Genomic DNA, 26787 nt, shown 5'->3' with positions numbered 1-26787 from the left:
GGGCCCCGGTCTCAGGAGGAGAGGGTGATCTCCGTGCCCAGCCCGCGCTCCCGGGCGGCGTCAAGAAGGAGACGGCCGACGGCGGCGTCCTCCAGGCCGACGCCCACCGAGTTGAACACGGTGATCTGTCGGTCCGAGGTGCGTCCGGGGTGCTGGCCGCCGACCACCCCGGCGAGTTCGAGGGAGCAGTCCTCGGCGGTGATCGCGCCCTCGGCCACGGCGTGCGCGACGTCCCCGGACTCGTGCAGGGCGGCCGGGGTGGAGTCCACCACGAGGAGGCCGGAGTCCCGCGCGGCGGCGAGGACGGCGGCGTCCACCTCGCGGTGGTCGGTCCTGGGCGGCGATCCCACCACGTTCAGGTGCTGTCCCGGGCGCAGCCAGGCACCCTCCACCAGCGGTTCGCGGGACGGGGTCACCGTGCAGACGACGTCGGCGCCCTCCACCACCTCGCGGGGTGAGGCGGCCCGGACCACCTCCAGTCCGGGGGCCTGAGCGGCCACCGTCTCGCGGAGCGCCTCGACCGTGGCGGCCGAACGCGACCACACAAGGACGCGGTCCAGCTCGTGTTCGTCCGCGAGGGCGACCACATGGGCGGCGGCCAGGGGTCCGGCGCCGACGATCCCCAGGGTGTCCCAGCCCCGGCGGGCCAGGTGTCGGGTGGCCACGCGGGTGGTGGCCGCGGTGCGCAGCCGCGTGGGGACCGCGCCGTCCAGGATCGCCAGCGGCTCTCCCGTCTCGGCGTCGGCCAGGTGCACCACCGACTGCTGGGCGGGCAGACCACGCGCCCGGTTGCCCGGGATGTCACTGAGGAGTTTGCTGGCTGCCACGCCTGCGCTCCCGAGGAGCCCGACCATGGGGACGAACTGGGCGTCGTGCCCGGCCAGTCGCGCGGGCTCGGCGCGGGGCTGCGCGGCCCGACCCTCGGCGAGGTCGGCGAAGGCGGTCTCCACGGCGTCGGCCACCTGGCGCGGTGTGACGAGTCCGGTGAGTTCGGAACGGGTGAGGATGAGCGTCATCGTTGCCTTCTCCGTGGGTCCACTGCGGTCCATTAGCGGTATACCACTGATCCGGGCACGGGGACACCCCTCGTACGGCGCCCCAACGCGGGGGGTCTACCTCCGTTGACGGGTCCGGGTGACGTCCACCGGATCGAACCGCTCCCAGGTGTCGGCGACGGCCAGCGTGGGTTCGAGTCCGGCCGCGATGTGCGCGCGGTAGAGCGCGGCTGCGCCGTCACCGTCACCCGCCTCGATCAGTTCGAGCAGGCGGACGTGCTCGTCGCGCTGCTCGCGGGTGTCACGGTGCTTGGTGAGGTGGAAGAGCCACTGCACACGGGAGTCCAGCGGGGCCATCATCCGCTGGAGGAGGGGGTTGCCGCAGGCGGCCACCACGGCCCGGTGGAAACCCGCGTTGGCGGCGGCCGTGGCGGACTCGTCGTCCGCCTCCAGGGCGCGCTCGGCGTCGTCCAGGAGGTCGCGCATGCGACGCAGGTCGGCGTCGGAGCGACGGGTGGCCGCGAGGCGGGCGGCCAGGGTCTCCAGCTCCTCGCGGACCTCGAACAGGCGCTCGATGTCCTCACGGGACCAACTGGCCACCATGGCGCCCTGCCGGGGAACCAGGACGACCAGCCCCTCGGCCTCGAGCAGCCGCAGCGCCTCGCGCAACGGGACCCGGGAGACGCCGAGCTCGGCGGAGGCCTCGCGCTCCGTGATCCGGTGTCCGGGGAGCAGTTCGAGGTCGATGATGCGCGACCTGAGCTGGTCGTGCACCCGGTCGCGCAGGGAGGGGGCTCGGGAGGGCTCGGGCTGCATCCCCCCATGGTAGGCACTCCCCCGCCGGGGGGCGTGCCCGCCGAGACCGCCCCCGCGGGTGCGCGGCGGGGGCGGGACCGGGGTCAGGCCCTGGCGGAGGGGTCCTCCGTGGAGGACGATCCGCCAGCGGTGGCCTCCACCCCGGAGGTCACCTCCTGGCCGTCCCTCTGCGCCGCCTCCTCGGCCTCCTCGGCCTCGGCGCGGGCCGAGACACCGCGCAGCTTGCCCATCAGGCTGCGCATCAGGAAGTACAGGCACACACCGATCGCGAAGATCGCGAGGAAGCCCATGACACCGGGTGTGACGGTGTCCTTGTCCAGCGCGAAGTCCTGGGCGAGCACCGTGGTGGACGCGAGAAGGGTGTTCATGTCACTCATACTCTCATTGCCTCGCGGACACCCGCGAAGAGGTCCTGCTCAGGGACCTCCGTGTCCACGAGGGATCGGACCAGGTGGTAGTCCTCGGTCGGCCAGGCCTCCGCCACGACCTCGTTGGGCACGGCGAACCAGAAGCCGTTCGGGTCGATCTGGGTGGCGTGCGCCCGGAGGGCGTCGTGCGCGGTGTCGAAGTACTCACTGCAGCTCACGCGCGTGGTGATCTCCCAGCGAGGCCGCTCACGGTCCTTGAGGCGCTCCATCCACTCCGCGAAGGGGTTGTCCAGGCCGCGCTCGACCAGGATCTTCGCCAGGGCCTCGAACCGCTCGGGCGGGAACGAGACGAAGTAGTACAGCTTGAGGGGCTGCCAGGGGTCACCGGCGTCGGGGTAGGCGTCCGGCTCCGCGGCGGCGTCGAAGGCGTGCATCGACACCTTGTGGGTCATGATGTGGTCGGGGTGCGGGTAGCCGCCGTTCTCGTCATAGGTGAGGATGACGTGCGGGCGGAACCGGCGGATCGCGGCCACGAGGGGCTCGGCGCCCTCCTCCACCGGAAGGGTCGCGAAGCTGCCCTCGGGGAGCGGGGGAAGCGGGTCGCCCTCGGGCAGGCCGGAGTCGACGAAACCGGCGAACTCCTGCTCGACGCCGAGGATCTCGCGGGCGCGGTTCATCTCCTCGCGGCGCACCTCGGCGATGTTCTCGCGGATCTCGGGGCGCTCCATCGCGGGGTTGAGGATGTCACCGCGTTCGCCACCGGTCATGGTGACGACCAGCACTTCCGCGCCCTCGCGCGCGTAGCGCGCCATGGTCGCGGCGCCCTTGCTGGACTCGTCATCGGGATGGGCATGGACGGCCATAAGCCGCAGACGCTCGGTCAACGAAGGCTTCTCCTTGGCTCGGTCGACGGCCACTGCACGCGGCTGTCCGACACCACCCCGGGTCACGGCGTGGACGACTCACGTGCGGGCCGCGTAGGGGGGCTGTCAGGTCGGGGATATCTTAGACAACACCGTCCCCTTGCTCGGAGATTCCCAATGTCAGCGACCCCGGAAGATGATGCCGTGAACAGTGCCGACACCGCGCCAGCGCTACGCAAGCGCCACGGCAACGGGCCCGTCTTCTTCGTCGTCGCGACCATCTTCGCGGTGGCCGTCAGCATCGGCTGGGGCTACTCCGTCATGAGCTACACCGGGCTGAGCGGGGGCGTGTACCACCAGGTGGTCGCCGTGACCGCGCCCACCGGGAGCGAGGCCCGGATCGACTTCGAGGTGAACAGCAAGAACGGGGCCGAGTGCCTGCTCCGCGCGCTGGACAGCCAGATGGTCGAGGTCGGCACGGAACGCGTCGAGGTGGAGGGCGGGAACCGAATGGTGAGCCAGACCGTTGAGACGGTTCGTCAGGCTTCCACGGTAGAAGTGGCCTCGTGCAGGGAACAAGGTTCGCAGGACTGATCCACCGAGCTTTCCCCCTGTCCGGCACAGGTACCGGAGCGGGCCCCCGAGAGTCGTGTCACCGGTGCGCGATCGCGCACGGTGATATTCTCGTGAGTTCAGCTCTGGCCGCCTGGTGGCCATTGCTACTAGTACACAAGGAGTTCCCGTGACCCAGACCCGCGATGAAAACGTCACCTGGCTCACCCAGGAGGCGTACGACCGGCTCAAGGGAGAGCTGGACCACCTCTCGGGGCCCGGGCGCATCGAGATCGCGGAAAAGATCGAGTCCGCCCGGGAAGAGGGTGACCTCAAGGAGAACGGTGGCTACCACGCCGCCAAGGAGGAACAGGGCAAGATGGAGGCCCGCATCCTCCAGCTCACCGAGATCCTGCGCACCGCGCGGGTCGGCGAAGCGCCCCGCACCGAGGGCGTGGTCGGTCCCGGCATGACCGTCACCGTCAAGTTCGACGGCGACGAGGACGAGGTCACTTTCCTGCTCGCCTCGCGTGAGGAGAGCGGCTCTCCCATCGACGTGTACTCCCCCAAGTCCCCGCTCGGCTCCGCCATCAACGGCAAGGCGGTCGGCGAGACGGTCAGCTACAACCTGCCCAACGGCAAGAGCCTCGGTGTCGAGATCATCGAGGCGGTTCCCTACAGCGGCATGTGACATCGCCGTGCGGCCACCGGGTGGACCAGGCACGTAGTACGACAGGGGCGGCTCCGGCCGCCCCTGTCGTGTGTGTGCCGTGCCCCCGTGTCCTTGCCTGATGGTCCGGGTCCTGGCGGGGCTGGTGCGCTAGCTCCTGGCGCACCTGGGCGCGTCCGCGCCGCCCTCGGCGAAGGCCGCCGGAACGTAGTGGCCCTGGCCGATGCGGTACCAGACGTCCGAGGTCCCGGTCGGCCCGGTGGCCCGGTCGCCGGTGGTGCGGCAGGCCACGTCCACGTTGGCCTTGTGCGCGGCCAGGCCCACGGTGTCGAAGTCGGTGCCCGGCCCCTCTCGCACGATCACCGGATCGGTACCGGAGGCCGTGGTGATCTCGGCGCGGGCCCGGTACTGGGCGGTCCACAGGTAGTCGACCCGCACCCATCCGTTGGTGGGGAGCTGGAGCCCCTCGTGGAAGGCGCCGTCGGCGAGGTCGATGCCCGCGGGGTTGAGCACCTTGCGGCCGAACCCGTCCAGACCGTTGTTGTGGTTCTCGCTGTAGGCGGCCTGCGCCTGGGGGCGTCCCCGGTCCAGGTCGCGCCAGGACTCGCGGTCGGCGTTCCAGTGGTCGTCGGTGATGTTCCACGGCCCGACGTCCCACACCGGCAGGTAGGCGCAGCGCGGGACGTGGTTCCTGGTGTCGCCGCTGGCCTCGGGGCCCAGAGCCCCGGTGCTGCACACCCGGACCGTGTACTCCCCGCCGCCCCGGTTGGACAGGCCCCTCCGGGAGGGCAGTGCGGCGAACTGGTCGGCGGTCCGGACCTTGTGCCCGTTGGCGGTGGTGTTTCCGACCAGGCCGATACGGGTGGCGAACAGGCGCGCGGAGAAGGGGCGCGGGACGTCGTCTCCCCGCGCCTGCTCACCGGAGCCCTCGTCGGACCCCTGCGTCTCCCCGACCTCTGGTTCCGGGGACGGAGGCGTTCCGGTTCCCTCGACCGCGCGGACGCGGACGTCCGTGACGGAGGTCCGGTCGGCCCGCACCCGCGACACGGACCCGAGCGCCGACTCCACCCCGATCCTCAGCTGGACCTCGCTGACCGCCTCCGGGAGGGTCACTCGGCCGCCGCCCGGGCCGGTCGGGTGCCACTCGGTCCACATGCCGTCGGAGCGCACGCCCCGGGCCTCGGTGAGGACCTCCTCGGCGTCCCCGGTGACGCGCACGGCCACGTCGATGGTGTCGGTGGCCTCCCCCAGCTCCTGTTCGGGGAAGGTCGCCAGCCCCGCGTGGCGCAGGGACGGGTCCAGGCGCGGTGAGGCGCCGAGCTGGGTGCGCTCACCCGGGTTCAGGCGCAGCCCCCCGGCGTCCAGGGCCAGGCCGATCCGGTCCGCCGAGGACAGGTCCTGCTCCAGCCAGGCGGAGTCGGCAAGGGCCGCCGTGGGTGTCGCCAGCGGAGCCAGGAGGGCGAACGCCCCGAGGGCCACGAGGGACGTGGTCGTGCGCCGGAAGTCGGCCATCGTTCCTTCTCTCACCAAACACGCAAAGTGATGAAAACAGTCACTCTTAGTAATCACCCTGGTGTGCGCACACTCAAGCAGGTTGGTCAGGGTGTTGGTGATCCGAGGGTAAAAGTCCGACTTGGGCGGGTGTCAGGCGGCGAAGGCCAGGAGACAGGCCGTGAAGCCGTGGACGTGGTTGACCCCGGCGACCGGCCCGATCTCCCCCGCCGCGAAGAAGCCCGCCACCGGGCCCGCACCGAGGATGCGCCGGACCGCGAGGACGTCGTGGTCGGCCTGGGTGAACAGCGCCTCACCCCGGCCGTTGCACGAGAACAGGAGACCCCCGCCCACGGCGTGCTCTGTGCCGAAGTCCGTCAGCTTGCGGGCGAGGTCCTCGTCGGCGGTGCTCGCGTCGCGGACCTGGAAGCGGACGGTCTGGCCCACCTCCACCATCTCGTCGATCGTCAGCGCCCCCAGCTCGGGATCGGCGTCGCTGAGCGCGCGGATGAGGAAGTCGCCCTGTTCGTGGTGGTCCGCGTACTCGTCCATGGCGATCCCGATGTGCAGCCCCCGCGCGGCCAGCTCGCGGTCCTCCTCGGAGAGCTCCTCGACCAGGCTCTCCAACCGCTCGTAGGCGTTGGTCCCGGCCAGCTCCAGCACGAGGTTGCCCTCGGCCTTGGTGATGGTCATGCTCGGCCCGACCGGGCGGCAGCCCTGGCTGACCACCGTGCCCAGCACCCCCTCGCCGCCGATCAGCACACCGATGGCGCCGTTGTCGGCCACCTCGCCCTCACAGAAGAGCCGCACGGACTCCTCGCCGCGCAGACCGTCGGCCATGCCACCGATCAGCGGAAGCCCGTCGAGCGCCGCCGTGGTCTCCCGGACGAACGCCTGGGTGGGGAACTCGTAGGGATTGGTGAGCAGGATGCCGGCCCGGTCACGCGGGGACGGTTCCCGCATGCCCACGACGGCCAGCTGGTCGCCCTCGACGACGGTGTCCAGGCGGAAGGGGGTCAGCTCGACACCGGGCAGGCGGGCGCTCCACACGCTGACCGCGCCCTGGCCCTCCACGCCCCTGCCGCCGCCGACCACGCCGGTGGCGCTGCACCCCAGGGTGAGCGCGTCACCGGCCAGCTCCATGACCCGCCTTCCGGCGAGTGTGACCTCGTCCGGGTCCGCCCCGCTGACGAAGAAGCAGACCAGGTCGGCCGGGCCGTCCATCTGCTCCAGGGCCTGAAGCACGGCGCGCTCGGCCGCGTTCACGAGGTCGGCCCCCGTCGTCAGTGCATCCCCGAACCTAGCCACCAGCTGCCACCCCCGCCTTCACCGGTCACCGGACCGGTCCTGGGAACCTTGCCGTCCCATTCTTCCATCCAGACTCCCAACAGGAGCTTTCCTCCTGATGGCCCCTCAAACGCCTCCGCCCCGGCGCGTGTCCGACGAATCCCCTTCCCTGTGGGCGGGCGGCACCCGTCGGGCACGCCCTACACTCCCCTTGTGACCCATGCCGCACCTGCTCCGAGCGGGCTCCCGCGCACCCGCGCCGCGCTGCGCGAGTCCGGCCACGTCCACCGCACCACCACGGCGGAGGTGCGCGAGAACCTGCTGGCCCGGATGGCTTCGGGCCGCCCCCGTTTCCCCGGGGTGCACGGGTTCGACGACACCGTCCTGCCCCAGCTGGAACGGGCCCTGATCGCCGGGCACGACGTCGTCCTGTTGGGCGAGCGCGGCCAGGGCAAGACCCGGCTGATCCGCACGGTGGCCGGTCTCCTCGACGAGTGGAGCCCCGTGGTGGAGGGCTGCCCGGTCAACGACCACCCCTACGCCCCCGTCTGCCCCGCCTGCCTGCGCCGGAGCGCGTCCGAGGGCGACGACCTGCCGGTGGCCTGGCGGCACCGCGACCTCCGCTACGGGGAGAAGCTGGCCACACCCGACACCGGCACCACGGAACTGATCGGGGACGTGGACCCGGCGCGGCTGGCCGAGGGGCGCTCCCTCGGCGACCCGGAGACGGTCCACTACGGTCTGCTGCCGCGCGCCAACCGGGGTGTGTTCTGCGTGAACGAACTCCCCGACCTCCCCGCGCGCGCCCAGGTAGCCCTGTTCAACGTGCTGGAGGAACGCGACCTCCAGGTGCGCGGGTACACCCTGCGCCTCCCCCTCGACCTGTTGCTGGTCGCCAGCGCCAACCCGGAGGACTACACGAGCAGGGGGCGGATCGTCACCCCGCTCAAGGACCGGTTCGGCGCGCAGGTGCGCACGCACTACCCCCCGGACCTCGACGACGAGCTGGCCCTGATCCGGCAGGAGGCGGACCTGCCCCCGGGCACGACCGTCCCGTCGCACCTGCTGGAGGCGGTCGGCCGCTTCACCCGGCTGGTGCGCGCCTCCAACCGGGTGGACCAGGGATCGGGGGTGTCCGTGCGCTTCTCCGTGGCGGCCGCCGAGACCCTGGCCGCCTCGGCTCTGCGCCGGGCGGCGCTGGTCGGCGAGGAGGTCCCGGTGGCCCGGGTCTGCGACCTGTCGGGGGTGGCCGAACCGCTCCTGGGCAAGGTCGAGTTCGAGGCCGGGGCACAGGGGCGTGAGGCGTCGGTCCTGGAGACCCTGTTGCGGCGGGCGGTGGCCGAGACCTTCCGGGCCCGGCTGGGCGACGCCGACCTGGAACCGCTCAGCGACCGGTTCGCGGGCGGCGGGACGGTGGAGAGCGGCGACCTCGTGGGCGCGGCCGAGCTGCTGCGCCGTGTGGGCACGGTGCCCGGGCTGTCGGGGCTGATGGAGCGGGCCGCGCCGGAGTCGGCGGACGGACCGCCCACCCCGGGGTTGGCCGCCGCCGTGGTGGAGTTCGCGTTGGAGGGCCTGTACCTGGAACGTCGGCTGTCCAAGGACACCGTGCCCGACGGGGGTGTCTACCGCTTCTGATGAGGTTCCGGTACCGGGAGTACATGGGTGGCCCCGACCCTCTGGCCGAGACCGATCCGCCCCCTCAGGAGGCGGTGCGGTCCGCCGTGGGCCTGTTGGAACTGATCGCCGGGGCGCGCGCCGACGAGGGCGGGCGGGCGGGCACCACGGAGGAGGCCCCTCCGGAAGCGGCGCTCGCCGCCGCCGAGGAGGCACTGACCCGCTACGCCGACGGCGACCGCGACGCGCTGGTAGGGCTGGACATCGCGACGCTCCGGGGCACCCTGGGACCCGCCGCGTACGGCCCGCTGGATCGACTGGACGCCGCCGACCACGAGTTGACCCCGCGTGAGCTGCGCAGGCTCGGGGAGGTGGCGCTGGGCGACATCGAGGCGGCCGGGCGAGCCGCGCCCGGGGGCCACCTGGGCGGGGACGGGGCCGGGGACGATCCCACCGGGGCCGCCGTTCCCCATGACGGCCTGGATCGGACCCTGGACGCCGTCGCGACCCTGCGCGAGGCCATGTTGCGGCGGGCCGCCGCCGGTGGGTCCGGCGCGGCGTTGCGGGCGGAGGACGTCCGGTACACGGAGACCGAACCCGCCGGGGCCGCCGCCGTGTGCCTGCTGGTGGACCTGTCCCACTCGATGGTCACGCGGGGCCTGCACGAGGCCGCCACCCGCACGGCGCTGGCGCTGCACACCCTGGTGCGCACCCGGCACCCAGAGGACCGGGGCATGCTGATCGGCTTCGGGGACCACGCCCGCGAGATGACCCCCGCCGACCTGGTGGAGCACGACTGGGCGCGCGTCCCCGGCACCAACCTCCAGCACGCGCTGCACCTGGCCCGGCGGCACCTGCGCCGTCACCGGGGTCTGCGTGCGCTGGTCCTGGTGGTCACCGACGGCGAGCCCACCGCGCACCTGGGCGAGGACGGGGACGCGCGGTTCGCCTGGCCGCCCGCGCCGCGCACGGTGGAGGTCACCGCGGCCGAACTCGACGCCGTGCTGGGCGAGGGCGCCACGGTGACGTTCTTCCTGCTCGCCGACGACCCCCGGCTGCGGGAGTTCCGGGCGCTGCTCGAACGCCGCCGTGGCGTGGGCGTGGTGAACGCCGACGCCGACGCTCTGGGGCCGTCGGTGATCGACCGGTACCTGAGGCGGCGGCCCGGGCCCTGAGGCGGGGTCGGGTCAGTGGTCGAAGACGTTGACGTCGGAGTCCATGACCGGCAGGTTCTCGGGGGCGTCGCCGCCCGCGTACAGGAGCTGGTGGCGGTTGGCGGGCATGAGCGTCTCGGTGTAGCGCAGCGGGCGCTGGCCCTCGTAGGTCACCCGCTCCTGCACCAGCAGCGGGATGCCGGGGCCCAGACCGAAGGCGTCCGCCTCGTCCTGGGAGGGCATGCGCGCACCCACGACGTCCCAGTTCCAGTCCTCGTGGAACCCGAGGCCACGCATGGCGGTGCCGATGCCGTTCTCCAGGTACTCGGGAGACATGAGCGGGGTGTTGTTGGCGATCCCGAAGGGGAAGTAGGTGACGTGGGACTGCCACAGCCCGCCGTCCACGTAGTGCTCCGAGGAGCGGATCACGACCAGTCCGCCGCCGGCCGCCCTGCCGGCGACGGCGTCGATCAGCCTCTTGGCCACCTTGGGGCGCATGGTGTCCAGGCTGACCTTCACCTTCTCGTCGATGTTGCTGTACCCGGCCTGGCGTAGGCGTTCGTGGTACCCGAGGTCGAACCGGGAGGGGTCGTCCGAGGCGTCGGGGGTGGCCTTGTGCATGACCGGGTGGTGGTCGGCGACGAAGGCGCCCCGACCGACGCGGATGGAGACGCGGCCCTCGTCCTGGAGGATGCGCATCCCCAACCGGGCGGTGGCACGGGAGACGTCGAGTTCTTCGGCGAGTTCCTCCTCGCCGGGCAGCCGGTCGCCCGGGCGGTAGTCGCCCCTGGACAGGGCCTCACGGAGGTAGTCAGCGACCACGGTCTTCTTCGTCGCGCTCATTGGCTGGATCAGTCCCGGTGGTAGGCCTGGAGGTTGCCGTGCTCGAACTGGTAGCGGATGCTGTGCCCCGCGTGGACGGTATGCACCATCCGGAGGGGACGGTCGTCGGAGTAGTCGGTGCGGTGGACGTCGAGGACCGGGACCCCCGGCGGGAGTTCGAGCTCGGACGCCTCCTGCGGGGTGGGCATGCGGGTCTCCAGCTCGTCCACGTAGCCGACCTGGCGGTGCCCGTGCTCAAGAAGGACGCTCAGGGCGCTCTCCACGTTCTCGGGCAGCATCAGTGAGGTGCCCTGGACCAGGTCGACCGGGTAGAAGGCGGAGCTGATCGATCCGGAGCGCTCCCCGGAGAAGCGGTGCATGCGCCGCACCACCGTCATCTCGCCCTCCGGGACGCGGAGTCGGCTGGCGATGTCGGGGGTGGCGCTGAGCAGCTGAAGCTCCTCCAGGGTGAGGCCGCTCATGTTGAACTCGTTGAGCCCGTCGGGGCCGCCCGCCTTGCGGGTGGCGTAGAAGATCTCGGGGACCACGTCCTGGACGAAGTGGCCGCGCCCGGGTCTGCTCACGATGAGGCCCTGGTTGCGCAGCATGCCCAAGGCGAGGCGGATCGTGTTGCGGGAGGCCTCGAAGCGCTCCTCCAGCTGCTTCTCCGAGGGGAGTTGCCCGCCCAGGGGCAGGCTCCTCTCCTGGATCTCCCGCCGTAGGACACGGGCGATCTGTCGATATCTGCTCTCTGCCCGCATAAGTCCGCCCTAGGAGGGGTAAAAGACCAACATCACAGCTTGTACCAACAAGCTAAGTGCTACACCAGCCGAACAGGTTCACCTGGTTCTCATGAACCCATCCTAGAGGAAGGTGACCCTCAGTACAGGGCGCCCCCGGGCCCGAAACGGAGACCCCCGTGATGCGCAGACCCCTCCAGGACCACCCGCCCCATACCGCCACAGGAAGCGACCGCCGATGAATCCCGGCAGTACCCTCCCCCGGCTCGCCAGGGGGCCGCTCAGGATCTGACCACCCACCACACAGAGGACCACTTCCCCATGCAGCAGATCGCCTTCGTCATCCTCATCCTCGCCGGACTCCTCCTGTTCGGACTCGCCACCGGATTCCTCCTCGCGGTCTCCATCGGCATCCGCCGCGCGGACCGCAACCGCACCTACCGTTCCCTGCGCCGGAACGGCAACGACAACGCCCTCTCCCGCTCCAGCCGGGCCGTCGTCGGCCTGCGCTTCCGGGACGACCGGGGCGACCTTCCGGACCGCGGCCGTACCCCCACCGCTGTCTGACCCGGACACACGTCCGAGGAGCACCACCGAATCAGGGGCCGCGGCGGGCCCGGCACACGGCCGGGGGACCCGCGCGGCTCGGCGCGGGCACCCCAAGCCGCCGTGTCAGCCTTCGAGGGCCTGCGTCAGGTCGGCGACGAGGTCGTCACCGGACTCGATGCCCACGGAGATCCGGACCAGGTCGGCCGGAACCTCCAGCGGAGAGCCCGCGGTGGACGCGTGCGTCATCCGTCCCGGGTGCTCGATCAGGGACTCCACCCCGCCCAGCGACTCGCCCAGGGTGAACACCCTGGTCCGCTCGCACAGCTCCAAAGCGGCCTGCTCCCCGTCACGCAGCGCGAAGGAGACCATGCCACCGAACGAACGCATCTGCCGCTCAGCGATCTTGTGCCCGGGGTGGCTGTCCAGGCCCGGGTAGTAGACCCGGCGCACCGCGGGGTGGCCCTCCAGTGCCGCCACCACTCGCTCGGCGTTCTCGCTGTGGCGGTCCATGCGCACGCCCAGCGTCTTGACCCCCCGCAGCGTCAGCCAGGAGTCGAACGGGCCCGGGATGGCGCCCATGGTGTTCTGGTGGAACGCCAGGCGCTCGCCCAGCTCGGCGTCGGCCACGACCAGGGCGCCGCCCACGACGTCGGAGTGACCGCCGATGTACTTGGTCGTGGAGTGCACGACCACGTCGGCGCCCAGGGTGAGGGGGCGCTGGAGGTAGGGCGAGGCGAAGGTGTTGTCCACCACGTGCAGGGCACCGCCCTCGTGGGCGATCTGCGCGACCGACTCGATGTCGGTGATCCCCAGCAGCGGGTTGGTGGGCGTCTCCGTCCACACCACCTTGGTGTCGGGGCGCATGGCGGCGCGGACCGCCTCCACGTCGGTCTGGTCGACGGCGTCCCAGCTGACGCCCCAGCGCTCGACGACCTTGGAGATGAGGCGGAACGTGCCGCCGTAGGCGTCACCGGGGATGATGACGTGGTCGCCCGGGGAGAGGACCGCGCGCAGCAGGGTGTCCTCGGCCGCCATGCCGGAGGCGAAGGCCAGACCGCGCGCCCCGGACTCCAGGGCCGCCAGGCACTCCTCCAGCGCGGTGCGCGTGGGGTTCCTGGTGCGGGAGTACTCGTACCCCTGCCGCATCCCGCCCACGCCGTCCTGGGCGTAGGTACTCGTCTGGTAGATCGGCACAACCACGGCGCCGGTACCGGCGTCCGGCTCCTGCCCCGCGTGGATGGCCAGCGTTTCAAAACCGTCGAACTTCATGGGGCCAGCCTAGTGCCCCGGAACGGCCTGGAACCCGTTGTCAACAGGCACATCTCAGGATGCGGTCACCTCGGTCCGCGTGCCCGCGCGGCTGTCCGGCCCACCTCCGGGACGGCCCACCGCGACGGTCCCCGGACGTATGCGACGTCCGGGGCCGATCCCGGACAAGGGGTGCCCTCATCTGGAGGGTTCCGCGGCTTCGGTCGCCACGATCAGGCGGCACGGGACGGCACGAGGGCTCCGTCCCGCGAGGCCTCGCTCAGGCCGGGGGGAAGCGGGTGGGCGAACCGGGTTCGGGGGGCTCGGTGGGGGCCTCGGGAGGCAGCCCGGTGACCGGGGTGGGGACCCGGGTGGGGGTCCCGGTCTCGCGCAGGGGCGGGTCCCAGCCGAGCTGCTCGTCGTACGAGCGCACGACCTTGCCGGGGACGCCCGCGATCACCGCGTGGTCCGGGTATCTGCCCGGCCGCACGACGGTCCCCGCGGCCACCACGGAGTTCCTCCCCAGGTGCACCCCGGGCAGGATCACGCTGTTGGCGCCCAGCCAGCTCCCGTCCCCGATACTCACCGGGTCGTCCACGGGCCACTGGAGGCCCACCGGGATGTCGGTGTTGGCGTAGGCGTGGTTCTGGTCCGTGATGTAGACGTAGGGACCGGTGTACACGTGGTCGCCGATGTCCACCGAGCGGTGCGCGACGATGTGCGACCCCCGCCCGATGGCACAGCCGGAACCGATGCGCACGACGGAGCCCTCACCGAGGTCGTAGTCAGGGCCCATCCCGGCCGCGAGGGTCATGTCCCCGCCCAGGACGGTGTGCACGCCGATCTCGATCCACGGCTCGCCGTAGAGCGTGGCCGTGGGGAAGGCGATCGCCGAACCGACGCCGAAGCGCGCGAACCTGCGGGCCGCCCTGGAGTCGGCTCGGATCTCTCCGTGGCTCCGCGCGTACGACCAGGCGGAGCGGATGATCCAGTTGAGGAGCCGCGACACGGGTGCACCTACTTATTACCGGCCAGTACGTACTGACGCGAACATTAGCAGTGTCCGAGTATGCGGCACCGTGTCCGGAAGGTGAACCCCGGGGCCCGAATGTCGTTCGGTCCCCGGGGAGCGGGGATCAGCCGGACAGGTGGGCCAGCAGGTCCTGTCGGGTGAGGATGCCCACCGGCTTGCCGTCGCGGAGCACCACCAGCGCGCCGGAGGTGCGCAGCAGGCGGACGCAGTCGCTGACCGGCGTGCCCGTGCCCACCGTGGACAGCGGCTTGCCCATGTGCGTCTCGACCAGGTCGTCCAGCTCGGCGCGGCCGTCGAACAGGGCGTCCAGGAGGTCGCGCTCGGCGATGGAGCCGACCACCTCTGCCGCCATGACCGGGGGCTCCTCCTTCATCACCGGTACCTGGGAGACGCCGTACTCGCGCATGATCGCCACGGCGGTGCCGACCGTCTCGTCGGGGTGGCTGTGCACGAAGTCGGGCATCTCCCCCTCCTTGTCCGCGAGCACCTGGCCGGCGGTGGCCTCCTCGGTCTCGGCGGACAGGAAGCCGTAGTCGGACATCCACTCGTCGTTGAAGATCTTGCCGAGGTAGCCGCGACCGCCGTCGGGCAGCAGGACCACGATGACGTCGTCCGGCCCGGCGTCCTTGGCCACGCGCAGGGCCGCCTCGACCGCCAGACCGCAGGAGCCGCCCACCAACAGGCCCTCCTCCTTGGCCAGGCGGCGGGTCATGAGGAAGGAGTCCTTGTCGCTGATCGGTACGATCTCGTCGCAGATCGCCGTGTCATAGGTGCCCGGCCAGATGTCCTCGCCCACGCCCTCGACCAGGTACGGACGGCCGCTGCCGCCGGAGTACACGGAACCCTCGGGGTCGGCGCCGACGACCTGGACGGCGCCCTTGGAGGCCTCCTTGAGGTACCGCCCGGTGCCGCTGATGGTGCCGCCGGTGCCGATACCCGCCACGAAGTGCGTGATCCGGCCCTCGGTCTGGTCCCAGATCTCCGGACCCGTGGAGTGGTAGTGGGACTCCGGGTTGTTCTCGTTCTCGTACTGGTTGGGCTTCCAGGCACCGGGGATCTCGGCGGCGAGGCGGTCGGAGACCGAGTAGTAGGACTCGGGGTGCTCGGGCGCGACCGTGGTCGGGCACACCACGACCTCGGCCCCGTAGGCGCGCAGCACCGACAGCTTGTCCGGGCCGACCTTGTCGGGGCAGACGAAGACGCAGCGGTAGCCCTTCTCCTGCGCCACGAGGGCCAGGCCGATTCCGGTGTTACCGGAGGTGGGCTCGACGATCGTGCCGCCCGGTTTGAGCTCTCCGCTCTTCTCCGCGGCCTCGACCATGCGCAGCGCGATGCGGTCCTTGACCGACCCGCCCGGGTTGAAGTACTCGACCTTGGCCAGGATCGTCGGGGCCAACCCCTCGGTGACCTTCCGAAGACGGACCAGGGGGGTGTCTCCGACCAGGTCGATCAGTGAGTCGTGTACCCGCAACTTCGCTCCTTCGCATCGTGGCGACCGGGTCTTCGGCCCGCCCGTGTGTTTCCCCGGTGACGCCCGGGGCAGATGGGACCGGTCCGGCTCCCACATCCAGACTCTAAGCCGATTTCACCGGTCTCGCGCCGCTCACCTGGATCAAGGCCCCCGGGAGCGGTGTGGACCGGTTCGGACCAGTGGGGCGGTACCCCGTACCGGAGCGACCGACTTCGCTGACCGCCGGGCACCGATTGTGTGCCCTCGGGGTACGTGACCCCGAGGGGGCCCGCCGGTAACGTCGGACTGGATAACCTGCTGGTCGGACGCTTCGGGGGGTACCGATGCTGCGAGCCGCGCGAGCCCGACGCATCGCCGCCGCCACCGCGTTCGGCGGGGGCGGTCTCACGCTGGTGGGCGGCGGCACCGTCGCCCTGCTCTACCTCCAGGCCCGGCTCGCCAAGAACGCGATCGGCCACACCGACTGGGACCGGCCCAGGGCCAACGGCACCTACGGCGAGGGCGAGGGCCCGGCACTGCGCCTGTTGATGCTCGGCGACTCCACGGCGGCCGGGTTCGCGGTGACCGAGTCCCGGCAGACACCGGGCGCCCACCTCGCGGCGGGCATCTCCGCCGCCGTCGACCGCCCGGTGTGGCTGCGCTGCACCGCCAGCCCCGGCGCCACCTCGGCCGACCTCGTCTCCCAGGTGGAGCGCGCCGAGGCGGGACTCCCCGGCAAGCACTACGACATCGCGGTGGTCTTCGTGGGCGCCAACGACGTCATCCGCCGGGTCCGCCCCAACGACGCCGTGGCCGCGCTGCGCGAGGTCACCGCCGAACTGGTCGGGCTGGGCACCCCCGTGGTGGTGGCCACCTGCCCCGACCTCGGCACCGTCCGCCCCATCGGCTGGCCGCTCCGCTCGGTGGCCCGCCGCGCCTCACGGCAGCTGGCGGCCGCCCAGACCATCGCGGTGACGCAGGCGGGCGGACGCACGGTCTCGTTGAGCGACGTCCTCGCGGACGACTTCCGCTCGGATCCCCTGTCCATGTTCGGACCGGACCGGTTCCATCCGTCGGCGCGCGGGTACGCCGAGGCGGCGTTCGTCGTCCTGCCCTCCGCCTGCGCGGCCCTGGGGCTGCTCCCCGAGCTCGACGAGGCGGGGCGCACCGAGGGCGTACTGCCCCTGGACCGCGCCGCCGTGGTGGCCGCGCAGACCCCCGGCACGGAGGTGTCCCGCGCCGCCGACCAGGAGCCGAGCGGCGCCCAGGGCCGTTGGAGCGCCCTCGTGCGGGGCCCCTTCCGACTCCGGGGAGGGGCCCGCCCGACACCGCCCGAACCGCCCGCCGAGGCGGACGCGCCAAGGCCGACCCCGGGTGGCGCGGCGGAGCGCCGGACGGGTTAACTGGTGAGTAACAAGACCCGCCGTGCACCGAACAAGGACGAGAACATGCCCGAAGCAGTCATCGTCGCCACCGCGCGCTCCCCGATCGGCCGAGCCTTCAAGGGGTCCCTCAAGGACCTGCGGCCGGACGACCTGACCACCCAGATTGTCGGCGCCGCCCTGGCCAAGGTCCCCGAGCTCGACCCGAAGAGCATCGACGACCTCATGCTCGGCTGCGGCCTCCCCGGCGGTGACCAGGGCTTCAACCTGGCCCGTATCGTCGCCGTGCAGCTGGGCCTGGACACCGTCCCGGGCACCACCGTCACCCGCTACTGCTCCTCCTCCCTCCAGACCACCCGGATGGCCTACCACGCCATCAGGGCGGGCGAGGGCGACGTGTTCGTCTCGGCGGGCGTGGAGACCGTGAGCCGCTTCGTCAACGGCAGCAGCGACAACCCGCAGAACGAGAACCCGGTCTTCGCCGACGCCAAGGCGCGCACCGAGAGGCGCAAGGAGGGCGGCCAGGGCACCTGGACCGACCCGCGCGAGGACGGCGTCCTGCCCGACGCCTACATCGAGATGGGCCAGACCGCGGAGAACGTCGCCGAGATCACCGGCGTCTCCCGCCAGCGCCAGGACGAGTTCGCCGTCCGGTCGCAGAACCTCGCCGAGAAGTCGCTCGACAACGGCTTCTGGGAGCGGGAGATCACCCCGGTGACGCTGCCGGACGGCACCGTGGTGAGCACCGACGACGGCATCCGCCGCGGCACCACCTACGAGAAGGTCTCGCAGCTCAAGCCGGTCTTCCGCCCCGACGGCACCGTCACCGCGGGCAACGCCTGCCCGCTCAACGACGGCGCCTCCGCGCTGGTCATCATGAGCGACACCAAGGCCAAGCAGCTGGGCATCACCCCGCTGGCCCGCATCGTCTCCACCGGCGTGACCGGCCTCAGCCCCGAGATCATGGGCCTGGGCCCGGTCGAGGCCTCCAGGCAGGCCCTGGCCCGCGCCAACATGGCCATCGGCGACATCGACCTCGCCGAGATCAACGAGGCCTTCGCCGCCCAGGTGCTGCCCTCCGCCGACCAGCTGGGCATCGACATCGACTCCCAGCTGAACGTCAACGGCGGCGGCATCGCCGTGGGCCACCCGTTCGGCAGCACCGGCGCCCGCATCACCGGCACGCTGATCAACGGCCTCCAGTTCCACGACAGGACCTTCGGCCTGGAGACCATGTGCGTGGGTGGCGGCCAGGGCATGGCCGCCGTCTTCGAGCGTCTCAGCTAGCGCTCGGAAGGGGCCCCGGACAGCGGTTCGGGGCCCCTTTCTGTGTCTCCGGAGCCCTTGGCGCCCCGGGTTCGGCTACGGGCGTCCCGCAGGCAAACGTTCCCACTTCGCCAAGGTAAAAGCTGGTGCCCGGGTCTTGTCCCCGCCGCGATCCTGATGCAGGGTCGCAGGTAAGTGCCACACGTTCAACGCACTGCGGAGGTGCCTATGACGGTGACCCACTCGCCGGAGATCCACGCCAAGCTCATCGAACGCATCCCGGTCGTCACCGGCCGAGGACTCCACGAGTGGTTCGACTCGCTCGACCAGGGACCGGGCCTCCTGCGCCCCGCCGACCGGTCACGCTGGCTCGCGGACGAGTACGACCTCACCCATGGTTACGCGCACGCGATCGTCACCGAGTACGACCGCCGCCGCCGGAACCGCTCCATCCCGTCGCCCCGCCCGAATTCCGCCTGACCGAAACGGCGGAGGGGCCGCCCCCGGGAAGAACCCGGGCGACGGCCCCTCGTCACGCGGAGCGCTAGTCCGCGAACATCGTCTTGATCAGCCAGAGCAGACGCAGGATCTCGATGTACAGCCAGACCACGGAGACGGTCAGGCCGAAGGCGAACTGCCAGGCGAACTTGTTCGGGATGCCGGCGTTGACGCCCTCCTCGATGCCACGGAACTCGATGGCGAGGGTGAGCGCGGCCAGGACGACGAACACGATGCCGACGCCGAGGCCCAGCCAGGTGGGCTCACGCAGACCCATGCCGCCGGCGATGAAGAAGCTGAGCACGAAGTTGACCAGCATCAGCGCGGCCGCACCGAGTACGGCGTAGGAGACGGCCTTGACGAAGCCGTCGGTCACCTTGATGATGCGGAACTTGTACAGCGCGAGCATCACACCGAAGACCGCGACGGTACCGATCACGGCCTGGGAGACCAGTGAGGTGCCCGCCGAGGGGTCGCCCATCTGCATCGACAGCATGTTGCCGAGCACGGCGGACAGACCACCGACGAGCAGGCCCTCCAGGGCCGCGTACGACAGGATCGCGACCGGGTTGGTGATCTGCTTGAACGCGATCACCAGGCCCAGGATGAGCCCGCCGATCATGCCCAGGAACATCAGGCCCATGGCCAGGCCCGGGTTGCCCGAGAAGAAGAGGAAGTAGTTGATGACGCCGAAGATCGCGACGGCGCCCAGGGTCATGCCGGTGCGCACGACGACGTCGTCGATGGTCATCGGCTGCTCGGCCTGGGCCTGCTGGGGGTAACCCTGCTGCGGGTAGCCCTGCTGGGGGTATCCCTGCTGGCCGTAGGGCTGCGGGTACGCCTGTCCGTAACCCTGCTGCCCGTAGCCCTGCTGACCGTAGCCGGGCTGCCCGTACCCCTGCTGGGGTCCGGACTGCTGCTGAAGCGCCCGCTTGAGGACGGGGTTGGAACTCCGCATCCGCATGTCTAGTAATGGCCTTTCACGCGTGGATTGCTGCCCACAAAGTAACGTACGGCCCGGCCCGGGGGTTCCGGCGCCAAGGTCACCGTTGCGAAACGGGCCCGAGCCGGATCACACCGGCACGGGCCCGTTCGACGTCGCCGTGGCGACGGCCGCTCTCCTAGTTGCGGGTCACCAGGGACCGCGCCAGGAAGAGCATGTTGGCCGGACGCTCGGCCAGGCGGCGCATGTAGTAGCCGTACCACTCGTCGCCGTAGGGGACGTAGACGCGCATGCGCTTACCCTCGGCGGCCAGGCGGACCTGCTCGCCGTCCCGGATGCCGTAGAGCATCTGGTACTCGTAGTCGTCCGCGCCGCGGCCGTTGGCGGCGGCCAGCTCACCGGCGATGGCGACCATGCGCGGGTCGTGCGAGGCGACCATCGGGTAGCCGTCGCCCTCCATGAGGACCTTCAGCGCCCGCACGTAGGCCCTGTCGACCTCGTGCTTGTCGCGGAAGGCCACCGACTCGGGCTCGTCGTAGGCGCCCTTGCACAGGCGCACACGGGAACCGGCGCCGCTGAGGTCGCGGCAGTCGGCCTCGGTGCGGTGCAGGTAGGCCTGGAGCACCGCGCCCACGAACGGGAAGTCCTCGCGCAGCTCACGCAGGATGCCCAGCGTCGAGTCGGTGGTGGTGTGATCCTCCATGTCGAGGGTCACCGTGGTGCCGATCGCCTGGGCGGCCTCGGCGATCAGGCGCGCGTTCTCCAGCGCGATCTTCTCGCCGTCCTGGTTCAGGAACTGACCGACGGCCGACAGCTTGACCGAGACCTCGGCGCGGTCGCCCAGACTGGCCTCGCCGAGGGCCCCGAGCAGGTCCTGGTAGGCGGTCACGGTGGCGGTGGCCTGGGACAGGTCCGTGGTGTCCTCACCGAGGAAGTCCAGGGTGATGTAGCGGTCCTTGGCCAGCTCGCGGACGGCCGGAAGGGCCTCCTCCTGGGTGGAGCCCGCGACGAAGCGCGTGACCATGGCCCGGGTCATGGGAGTGCGCTCGACGATCTTGCGGCAGGTGGCGGACCTGGCGGCGAGCAGCAGGGGCTTACGAAGCATGGTGACCTCGAAGAGACGTGCGCGAGCCGATGGGGCTGGCGCGGGCGTTGCGCGCGGGCGGTGTGCCGTCCGCGCGATGGGTTCCTCGGGGGGCCGGGGCCCGCTCGGAAACGAGCGGGCCCCGTGGGTGGCGGCGGCCGCGACTCGGACGGGAGTGGGCGCGCCGCCGGGTGACTACCCCTGGTGGGGGTAGGAGGAGACCGTCGGCGCGACGAACGTCTCCTTGATGGCGCGCGGGCTGGCCCAGCGGGACAGGTTCTGGGCGGAACCGGCCTTGTCGTTGGTGCCGGAGGCGCGACCGCCGCCGAAGGGCTGCTGACCGACGATGGAGCCGGTCGGGCGGTCGTTGATGTAGAAGTTGCCCGCCGCGAAGCGCAGGGCCTCGGTCGCCTTGGCCACCGCGCTGCGGTCGTTGGCCAGGATGGCGCCGGTCAGCGCGTAGGCGGAGCCCTCGTCCACGATCTTGAGGACGTCCTCGAACTTGTCGTCCTCGTAGACGTGGACGGCGATCACCGGGCCGAAGTACTCCGTGCGGAACACGTCGTTGGTGGGGTCGGTGCCCTCGATGATCGTGGGGCGCACGAAGTAGCCCACCGAGTCGTCGGCGGTGCCGCCCGCGATGATCTCCAGGGTCGGGTCGGACTTGGCGTCCTCCAGGACCTTGGCCAGCTTGTCGAAGGAGCGACGGTCGATGACGGCGCCGACGAAGTTCGACAGGTCGGTGACGTCGCCCATGGTGAGGGCCTCGGTCTCGGCGACCAGGTCGTCGCGCATCCTCTCCCACACGGAGCGGGCGACGAAGGCGCGGGAAGCGGCGGAGCACTTCTGGCCCTGGTACTCGAAGGCGCCGCGCACGATGGCGGTGCGCAGGATCTCCGGGTCGGCGGAGGGGTGGGCGACGATGAAGTCCTTGCCACCGGTCTCGCCCACGATGCGCGGGTAGGAGCGGTAGTTGGAGATGTTCTCGCCGACGCTCTTCCACAGGTGCTGGAAGGTCTTGGTGGAACCGGTGAAGTGCACACCGGCCAGCTCGGGGTCGTTGAGCGCGATGTCCGAGACGGCCAGGCCGTCACCGGTGACCATGTTGATGACGCCGGGGGGCATACCGGCCTCCTCCAGGAGGCGCATGGTGAGCTCGGCGGCGAACTGCTGGGTCGGGGACGGCTTCCACACGACCACGTTGCCCATGAGGGCGGGGGCGGTGGGCAGGTTGCCCGCGATGGCGGTGAAGTTGAAGGGGGTGATCGCGTAGACGAACCCCTCCAGCGGACGCTGCTCCATGCGGTTCCACACGCCGCGCACGCTCAGGGGCTGCTGCTCCATGAGCTGGCGGGCGTAGGAGACGTTGAAGCGCCAGAAGTCGATGAGCTCACAGGCCGCGTCGATCTCCGCCTGCTGGACGGTCTTCGACTGGCCGAGCATGGTGGCGGCGTTGATCGTGGCGCGCCAGGGGCCGGCGAGCAGCTCGGCGGCGCGGAGGATGATCGCGGCGCGGTCGTCGAAGGACATGGCGCGCCAGGCGGGAGCGGCGGCCTTCGCGGCGGCGATGGCGTCGCGGGCGTCCTGGTGGGTGGCGTTGCGCATGGTGCCCAGGACGGACGCGTGGTTGTGCGGCTGGACGGCGTCGATCGGGTCGCCGCCACCCATACGGCTCTCGCCGTTGATGCGCATCGGCAGGTCGATGCTCTCGCGACCGAGCTCCTCGAGCTTGGCAACGAGCTCGGCACGCTCGGCGCTCCCGGGCGCGTAGGTGAGAACGGGCTCGTTCACCGGCTGCGGGACGTTGGTCACTGCGTCCATGGGCACCTCCCTGGAAAGAATGTCCCTGTATGAGCAGGGTTGACTGATTCAACAGTCCCAGAACCACCCCGCGCGGACCTTGTGGGACGGGCCACTCTTTGCCAGCCTTATTTGTTCACCAGGACAAACCCAGGCACTTGTGACCTCACAAGAGCCGACGCCACTCCCCCGCCCCTCCAGTAGTGTCGGTCACCGGACCCGACCGGTGAGGAACCACGTCATGCCTGGTCATTCAGTACCACAGAGTGAAGAGGGGTCGGGCCTGCCCCTGCGCAGGCTTCTCCTGGCCCTCGGCGACCCGATCCTGGACGTCGCCGCCGCACCGGACGGGCTGGATGTCCAGGTGGACAACGTCGTGATCATCGACCCCGAGGACCGCGTGGAGGCCCGCGAAGGGGACCTGGTCCTACTGATCGGCGTGCGCGGCGGGGCCGCCCGCCGTCTGGTCCGGGCCCTGGCGGCGCAGGGCGCCACGGCGGTCGCGGTCAAGGCCGGAGGGTACGCCCCCGCCGAGGAGACCATCCCGCCCTCCGGCGACCCCCGGGGCCGTTCCCGCTCCGGCGCCGACGAGCTGAGGACGCTGCGCGCCGAGGCGCAGGAGAGCGGCGTGGCGCTCCTCGCGGTCCGGCCCGAGGTGCGCTGGGACCAGCTCCAGTCGGTGTGCCAGAGCATCGTGGACGACGCCCGGCTGAACACCTCGGAGGACCTGGGTGAGGCCACCGGGGACCTGTTCTCCATGGCGCAGACCATCGCCCAGCTCACCGGCGGGCTGGTGAGCATCGAGGACTCCGCCAGCCGCGTGCTGGCCTACTCCAGCGGAGCGGAGGTGGACGAGCTGCGCCGCCTGTCCGTGCTCGGCCGCCAGGGGCCGGAGTCCTACCTGGCGCTGCTGCGGGAGTGGGGCGTGTTCACGAAGCTGCGCGCGGGTGAGGAGGTGGTCCGGGTCGAGGAGCACCCCGAGCTCGGGATCCGCCGCCGCCTTGCGGTGGGCATCCACGCCGGGCGCCAACCCTTGGGCGCCATCTGGGTGCAGGAGGGTTCCCAGCCGCTGTCCCAGCACGCCGAGGAGGCGCTGCTCGGGGCCGCCCGCACGACCGCGCTCCAGATGATCCGGCAGCGCACCCAGACCAGCGCCGGTCTGCGGCTGCGCGAGGACCTGCTGTCCAGCCTGTTGGAGGGGCGGATCGACGCCAGCGCCCTCGCGGACACCGTCGAGGTGCACACCGAGAGAGCAGCTCTGGTGGCGGCCTTCTCGCTCAGTCATCCCGCCTCGGGAGAGGCCGAACCCGAGGGGGCGGACGGTGAGCGCCCGGACCGGCCCGTGCGGGAGCTGCGCCGCCGCCAGCTCATCGATCTGGTGTCCGTGCACACGGCCGCCTACCGCCGCAGTTCCCTGGTGACCGAGCTCGACGGCCGCGTGTACGTGCTGTTGCCGGACCTGGCCCGTGCCCCGGGCGGCGACGGCTGGCGCGGGGTGGAGCAGTCGGTGCTGGCCCTGACCCGAAAGACCGTGGCGGCCGCGCGGGCGGCGCTGGGTCTGCGCGTGCAGGCGGCCGTGGGTTCACTGGTGGAGCGGCTGCGCGACGTCCCCGAGTCCCGCGCCGAGGCCGACCGGGTGCTGGACGCGATGGGCCGCGACCTGGACGGCGGCACCGACTGGGAGGTGGCCACCATCTCCGACGTGCGCTCCCGGGTTCTGATCAGCGAGACCCTGGCGCACCTGCGCGCCGACCCGTCGCTGCGCGACCCCCGGGTGAGCCGACTGATCGAGTACGACAAGGCGGGCGGCGCCGACCTCGTCCACTCCCTGCTGGCCTATCTGGAGGCCTTCGGTGACGCGAGGGCGGCCGCCGAGCGGCTGCACATCCACCCCAACACGCTCCGCTACCGCGTGCGCCGCGCGGCCTCGGTGAGCGGAATCGACCTCTCCGACCCGGGAGAGCGCCTGTTCGCCCAGCTCCAACTGCTCATGGAACAGGGCTGACCCCCACACGAGCGCCCACGCCCACCCCCTCAGCCACTGGCGGAGTCCCGACCGCTCACCTCAACCATGGTGGAATGCGGACCAGGCACCTCAGCCACAGGCGTGAGACCTGACCAGGCACCTCAGCATGGCGGAGTGCGAACCAGGCACCTGAGCCACGGGTGGAGCGAATCGGGACCTCAGCCACCGGCGGAGTACGGACCGGACACCTCAGCCACAGGCGTGAGTCCAGCCTGTACGCCCCAGCCGCAAGGGGGGTGCTTTGGTTCGGCGCCGGAGAGGGTTCTGGAGGTGGCGCAGGTGGGATCGCGAGGAACGAGCCATCACACCGCAGACACCGAAGGTTCCTCTGCAAAGGCGCCGAACCCGGGCCGAAGCGAAGCGGAGGCCCAGAGAAAGCCAAAGCGCCGGAGAGGGTTCTGGAGGTGGTGGAGGTGGGATTGCGAGGAACGAGCCATCACACCGCAGACACCGAAGGTTCCTCTGCAAAGGCGCCGAACCCGGGCCAAAGCGAAGCGGAGGCCCAAAGCAAACAAAGTACCCCCGGTCGGACTCGAACCGACACTTGTGACCCTTTTAGGGGGCCTGCCTCTTCCATTGGGCTACGAGGGCGTGGCCCATCATACCGGCCGGGCCGATTGCCCACTTTGGTTCAGCTTGGCCGGATGGGGACACGAAACGACCGGCTTCGCGAGAAGGCCGGTCGTTTCGTTCGTGTTCGCGCCGAAGGCGTCGCGCGGGATCAGCTCACGCGGCGCAGGCGGCCGTCCTCGACCTGCGGCTGGCTGGCCTCCTCGAAGGCCTGGCGCGGCTCGGACATCTCCGGAAGCGCGGCGAAGTCGCGGCGCAGGAAGAAGGCGAGCGTCCAGTCCGAGAGGACCCGCAGCTTGCGGTTGAAGGTCGGCACCGCGAGCAGGTGGTACGAGCGGTGCGCGTACCAGGCCAGGCGGCCGTTGAGCTTGATCTTGCCGAACAGCTGGGCCGCGCCCTTGTGCAGGCCGAGCCCGGCGACCGCACCGAGGTTCTTGTGCTGGTAGGCCTTGAGCTTGCCGTTGCGCAGGGTCGCGATGACGTTGTCGGCGAGCACCGGCGCCTGGCGGACCGCGTTCTGGGCGTTGGGCGGGTAGTAGCCGCCGTTGCCGTCGGGGACCTGGGCGTTGTCGCCACCGGCGAAGACGTTGTCCGTGCCGTTGACGGTGAGGTACTCGCTGGTGTCGACGTGACCCTTGGGGCCCAGCGGCAGGTCACTGGCGGAGACGACCGGGCTGGGCTTGACGCCCGCGGTCCACACCAGGGTGCCCGCGTCGAACTCGGCACCGTCGCTGAGCTTGATGCGCTGGTCCACGGCGGACTCGAGGAAGGTCTTGAGGCGGACGTCGATGCCACGGCGGCGGAGCTGGTTGAGCGCCTTGCCGCCGACCTCCGGGCCGACCTCGGGCAGGATCTTGTCCGCGGCCTCGATGAGGTAGAAGTTCACCTCGGAGTGGTCGATCGACGGGTGGATGCGGATCGCGTCGCGGACCATGTCCTCCAGCTCGGCGATGGCCTCGGCGCCAGCGAACCCGCCGCCGACGAACACGAAGTTGAGCGCCTTGGCGCGCACGGCCTCGTCATCGGTGGAGTCGGCGATGGTGAGCTGGTTGAGCACGTGGTTGCGCAGGTAGGCCGCCTCTTCGACGGTCTTGATCCCGATGCCCCACTCGGCCAGGCCGGGGATGGGCAGGGTGCGCGAGACCGCTCCGGCCGCCATCACGAGGTAGTCGTAGTGGAGCGTCTCGGGCTGACCGACGTTGGGCTCGTAGCGGACCGTGTTGTCGGCGTGGTCGATGCGCACGACGCGGCCGCCCAGCACGCGGACCCGGTCGAAGACCTTCCGCAGCGGGACCACGACGTTGCGCGGCGAGATGTTGCCCGCGGCCGTCTCGGGCAGGAAGGGCTGGTAGGTCATGTAGGAGTTCGGGTCGATGACGGTGATGCGGGCCTCACCGGATCCGAGCTTCTTCTCCAGTCGCCTCGCGGTGTACATCCCGAGGTAACCGCCGCCGACGATGAGGATGTGCGGGATCTCCGCCTCGTCCCCGCCACCGTGCACCAGCCGGTAGTTCCTGCTCTCGGTCATCGCATTTCCGCCCTAACGGTTAATCTTTGGCGCCCTTG

At 71.0% G+C, this 26787-nt stretch carries 24 protein-coding genes and 1 tRNA gene; 9 read left to right on the top strand and 16 right to left on the bottom strand.

Features of this window, described 5'->3' with window-relative positions; translation table 11 throughout:
• Positions 1 to 11 precede the first annotated feature (11 nt).
• The 4 genes from KBX21_RS22570 to mca form a co-directional block, all read right to left on the bottom strand.
• Positions 12 to 1016 (bottom strand): ornithine cyclodeaminase family protein, encoded by a 1005-nt coding sequence (locus tag KBX21_RS22570; RefSeq protein ID WP_210843546.1) that lies wholly within the window; start codon positions 1014 to 1016, stop codon positions 12 to 14.
• A 96-nt stretch (positions 1017 to 1112) separates the two neighbouring features.
• A complete protein-coding gene (locus tag KBX21_RS22565; protein WP_210843543.1) occupies positions 1113 to 1811 on the bottom strand; it encodes a GntR family transcriptional regulator in 699 nt (232 codons plus the stop codon).
• Positions 1812 to 1894: 83 nt separating this feature from the next.
• Entirely contained in the window at positions 1895 to 2179 is a 285-nt protein-coding gene (locus tag KBX21_RS22560) for a hypothetical protein (RefSeq protein ID WP_049568657.1), read from the bottom strand.
• Positions 2180 to 2184: 5 nt separating this feature from the next.
• Positions 2185 to 3063: a mycothiol conjugate amidase Mca gene (gene mca, locus KBX21_RS22555; protein WP_049568654.1), complete on the bottom strand. Its 879-nt coding sequence runs from the start codon at positions 3061 to 3063 to the stop codon at positions 2185 to 2187.
• A gap of 156 nt (positions 3064 to 3219) precedes the next feature.
• Here mca and KBX21_RS22550 point away from each other — a divergent pair, with 156 nt between their 5' ends.
• Together KBX21_RS22550 and greA are read left to right on the top strand one after the other, a co-directional pair.
• Positions 3220 to 3636 (top strand): DUF4307 domain-containing protein, encoded by a 417-nt coding sequence (locus KBX21_RS22550; protein WP_049568648.1) that lies wholly within the window; start codon positions 3220 to 3222, stop codon positions 3634 to 3636.
• Between the two features lie 148 nt (positions 3637 to 3784).
• Positions 3785 to 4285: a transcription elongation factor GreA gene (gene greA, locus KBX21_RS22545; RefSeq protein ID WP_049568645.1), complete on the top strand. Its 501-nt coding sequence runs from the start codon at positions 3785 to 3787 to the stop codon at positions 4283 to 4285.
• A gap of 129 nt (positions 4286 to 4414) precedes the next feature.
• Here greA and KBX21_RS22540 read toward each other — a convergent pair whose 3' ends face one another.
• Both KBX21_RS22540 and KBX21_RS22535 read right to left on the bottom strand, forming a co-directional pair.
• Positions 4415 to 5776, bottom strand: a complete 1362-nt coding sequence (locus KBX21_RS22540; protein WP_210843541.1) for a hypothetical protein — start codon at positions 5774 to 5776, stop codon at positions 4415 to 4417.
• A 132-nt stretch (positions 5777 to 5908) separates the two neighbouring features.
• Positions 5909 to 7063, bottom strand: a complete 1155-nt coding sequence (locus KBX21_RS22535) for an FIST N-terminal domain-containing protein (RefSeq protein ID WP_199776481.1) — start codon at positions 7061 to 7063, stop codon at positions 5909 to 5911.
• Between the two features lie 192 nt (positions 7064 to 7255).
• On the opposite strand from KBX21_RS22535, the gene KBX21_RS22530 reads away from it, so the two are divergent.
• Together KBX21_RS22530 and KBX21_RS22525 are read left to right on the top strand one after the other, a co-directional pair.
• The gene (locus tag KBX21_RS22530; protein WP_210843538.1) at positions 7256 to 8677 is read left to right on the top strand and encodes a sigma 54-interacting transcriptional regulator; all 1422 of its coding nucleotides are present in this window, start codon (positions 7256 to 7258) and stop codon (positions 8675 to 8677) included.
• Complete coding sequence (locus KBX21_RS22525; RefSeq protein WP_210843530.1) at positions 8677 to 9831, top strand: VWA domain-containing protein; 1155 nt, start codon at positions 8677 to 8679, stop codon at positions 9829 to 9831. The genes KBX21_RS22530 and KBX21_RS22525 overlap by 1 nt, the downstream gene beginning before the upstream one ends.
• A gap of 12 nt (positions 9832 to 9843) precedes the next feature.
• Here the strand turns inward: KBX21_RS22525 and KBX21_RS22520 are convergent, their stop codons facing one another.
• Together KBX21_RS22520 and KBX21_RS22515 are read right to left on the bottom strand one after the other, a co-directional pair.
• Positions 9844 to 10653 carry a GntR family transcriptional regulator gene (locus KBX21_RS22520; RefSeq protein WP_210843528.1) on the bottom strand — a complete coding sequence of 270 codons (810 nt, stop codon included), beginning with the start codon at positions 10651 to 10653 and terminating at the stop codon, positions 9844 to 9846.
• 8 nt (positions 10654 to 10661) lie between these two features.
• Positions 10662 to 11393 (bottom strand): GntR family transcriptional regulator, encoded by a 732-nt coding sequence (locus KBX21_RS22515; RefSeq protein WP_049568630.1) that lies wholly within the window; start codon positions 11391 to 11393, stop codon positions 10662 to 10664.
• A gap of 300 nt (positions 11394 to 11693) precedes the next feature.
• Between KBX21_RS22515 and KBX21_RS22510 the strand changes: the two genes are divergently transcribed.
• Positions 11694 to 11939 (top strand): hypothetical protein, encoded by a 246-nt coding sequence (locus KBX21_RS22510; protein ID WP_049568627.1) that lies wholly within the window; start codon positions 11694 to 11696, stop codon positions 11937 to 11939.
• Positions 11940 to 12044: 105 nt separating this feature from the next.
• On the opposite strand, the gene KBX21_RS22505 is transcribed toward KBX21_RS22510, so the two are convergent.
• The 3 genes from KBX21_RS22505 to KBX21_RS22495 all read right to left on the bottom strand — a co-directional run bounded on the left by KBX21_RS22505 (position 12045) and on the right by KBX21_RS22495 (position 15673).
• Positions 12045 to 13190: a cystathionine gamma-synthase gene (locus KBX21_RS22505; RefSeq protein WP_049568624.1), complete on the bottom strand. Its 1146-nt coding sequence runs from the start codon at positions 13188 to 13190 to the stop codon at positions 12045 to 12047.
• Positions 13191 to 13449: 259 nt separating this feature from the next.
• Complete coding sequence (locus tag KBX21_RS26985) at positions 13450 to 14178, bottom strand: acyltransferase (RefSeq protein ID WP_210843526.1); 729 nt, start codon at positions 14176 to 14178, stop codon at positions 13450 to 13452.
• Between the two features lie 127 nt (positions 14179 to 14305).
• Positions 14306 to 15673 (bottom strand): cystathionine beta-synthase, encoded by a 1368-nt coding sequence (locus KBX21_RS22495; protein ID WP_049575746.1) that lies wholly within the window; start codon positions 15671 to 15673, stop codon positions 14306 to 14308.
• A 323-nt stretch (positions 15674 to 15996) separates the two neighbouring features.
• Between KBX21_RS22495 and KBX21_RS22490 the strand changes: the two genes are divergently transcribed.
• From KBX21_RS22490 to KBX21_RS22480, 3 genes are all read left to right on the top strand, one after another.
• Positions 15997 to 17055: an SGNH/GDSL hydrolase family protein gene (locus tag KBX21_RS22490; RefSeq protein ID WP_210843524.1), complete on the top strand. Its 1059-nt coding sequence runs from the start codon at positions 15997 to 15999 to the stop codon at positions 17053 to 17055.
• 45 nt (positions 17056 to 17100) lie between these two features.
• A complete protein-coding gene (locus tag KBX21_RS22485) occupies positions 17101 to 18321 on the top strand; it encodes an acetyl-CoA C-acetyltransferase (RefSeq protein WP_210843522.1) in 1221 nt (406 codons plus the stop codon).
• Positions 18322 to 18528: 207 nt separating this feature from the next.
• Positions 18529 to 18780, top strand: a complete 252-nt coding sequence (locus KBX21_RS22480) for a DUF4287 domain-containing protein (RefSeq protein WP_049575733.1) — start codon at positions 18529 to 18531, stop codon at positions 18778 to 18780.
• A 64-nt stretch (positions 18781 to 18844) separates the two neighbouring features.
• On the opposite strand, the gene KBX21_RS22475 is transcribed toward KBX21_RS22480, so the two are convergent.
• The 3 genes from KBX21_RS22475 to pruA all read right to left on the bottom strand — a co-directional run bounded on the left by KBX21_RS22475 (position 18845) and on the right by pruA (position 22646).
• On the bottom strand, positions 18845 to 19762 hold the full coding sequence (locus tag KBX21_RS22475; protein WP_049575730.1) for a Bax inhibitor-1/YccA family protein: 918 nt from the start codon (positions 19760 to 19762) through the stop codon (positions 18845 to 18847).
• Between the two features lie 157 nt (positions 19763 to 19919).
• A complete protein-coding gene (locus KBX21_RS22470) occupies positions 19920 to 20846 on the bottom strand; it encodes a proline dehydrogenase family protein (protein WP_210843520.1) in 927 nt (308 codons plus the stop codon).
• 174 nt (positions 20847 to 21020) lie between these two features.
• Positions 21021 to 22646, bottom strand: coding sequence for an L-glutamate gamma-semialdehyde dehydrogenase (gene pruA, locus KBX21_RS22465; protein ID WP_210843518.1), 1626 nt, complete (start codon positions 22644 to 22646; stop codon positions 21021 to 21023).
• A gap of 220 nt (positions 22647 to 22866) precedes the next feature.
• On the opposite strand from pruA, the gene KBX21_RS22460 reads away from it, so the two are divergent.
• Positions 22867 to 24630, top strand: coding sequence for a helix-turn-helix domain-containing protein (locus KBX21_RS22460; RefSeq protein ID WP_049575725.1), 1764 nt, complete (start codon positions 22867 to 22869; stop codon positions 24628 to 24630).
• Between the two features lie 538 nt (positions 24631 to 25168).
• Here the strand turns inward: KBX21_RS22460 and KBX21_RS22455 are convergent.
• Together KBX21_RS22455 and KBX21_RS22450 are read right to left on the bottom strand one after the other, a co-directional pair.
• A tRNA-Leu gene (locus KBX21_RS22455) sits at positions 25169 to 25242 on the bottom strand.
• 130 nt (positions 25243 to 25372) lie between these two features.
• A complete protein-coding gene (locus tag KBX21_RS22450; RefSeq protein WP_049575722.1) occupies positions 25373 to 26749 on the bottom strand; it encodes an NAD(P)/FAD-dependent oxidoreductase in 1377 nt (458 codons plus the stop codon).
• Positions 26750 to 26787: the final 38 nt, after the last annotated feature.

The sequence above is a fragment of the Nocardiopsis sp. B62 genome (assembly GCF_018070675.1).
Classification (GTDB): domain Bacteria; phylum Actinomycetota; class Actinomycetes; order Streptosporangiales; family Streptosporangiaceae; genus Nocardiopsis; species Nocardiopsis prasina.
Note: the sequence above shows the minus strand (reverse complement) of the source record. Positions and strands in the feature narration are given on the sequence as shown.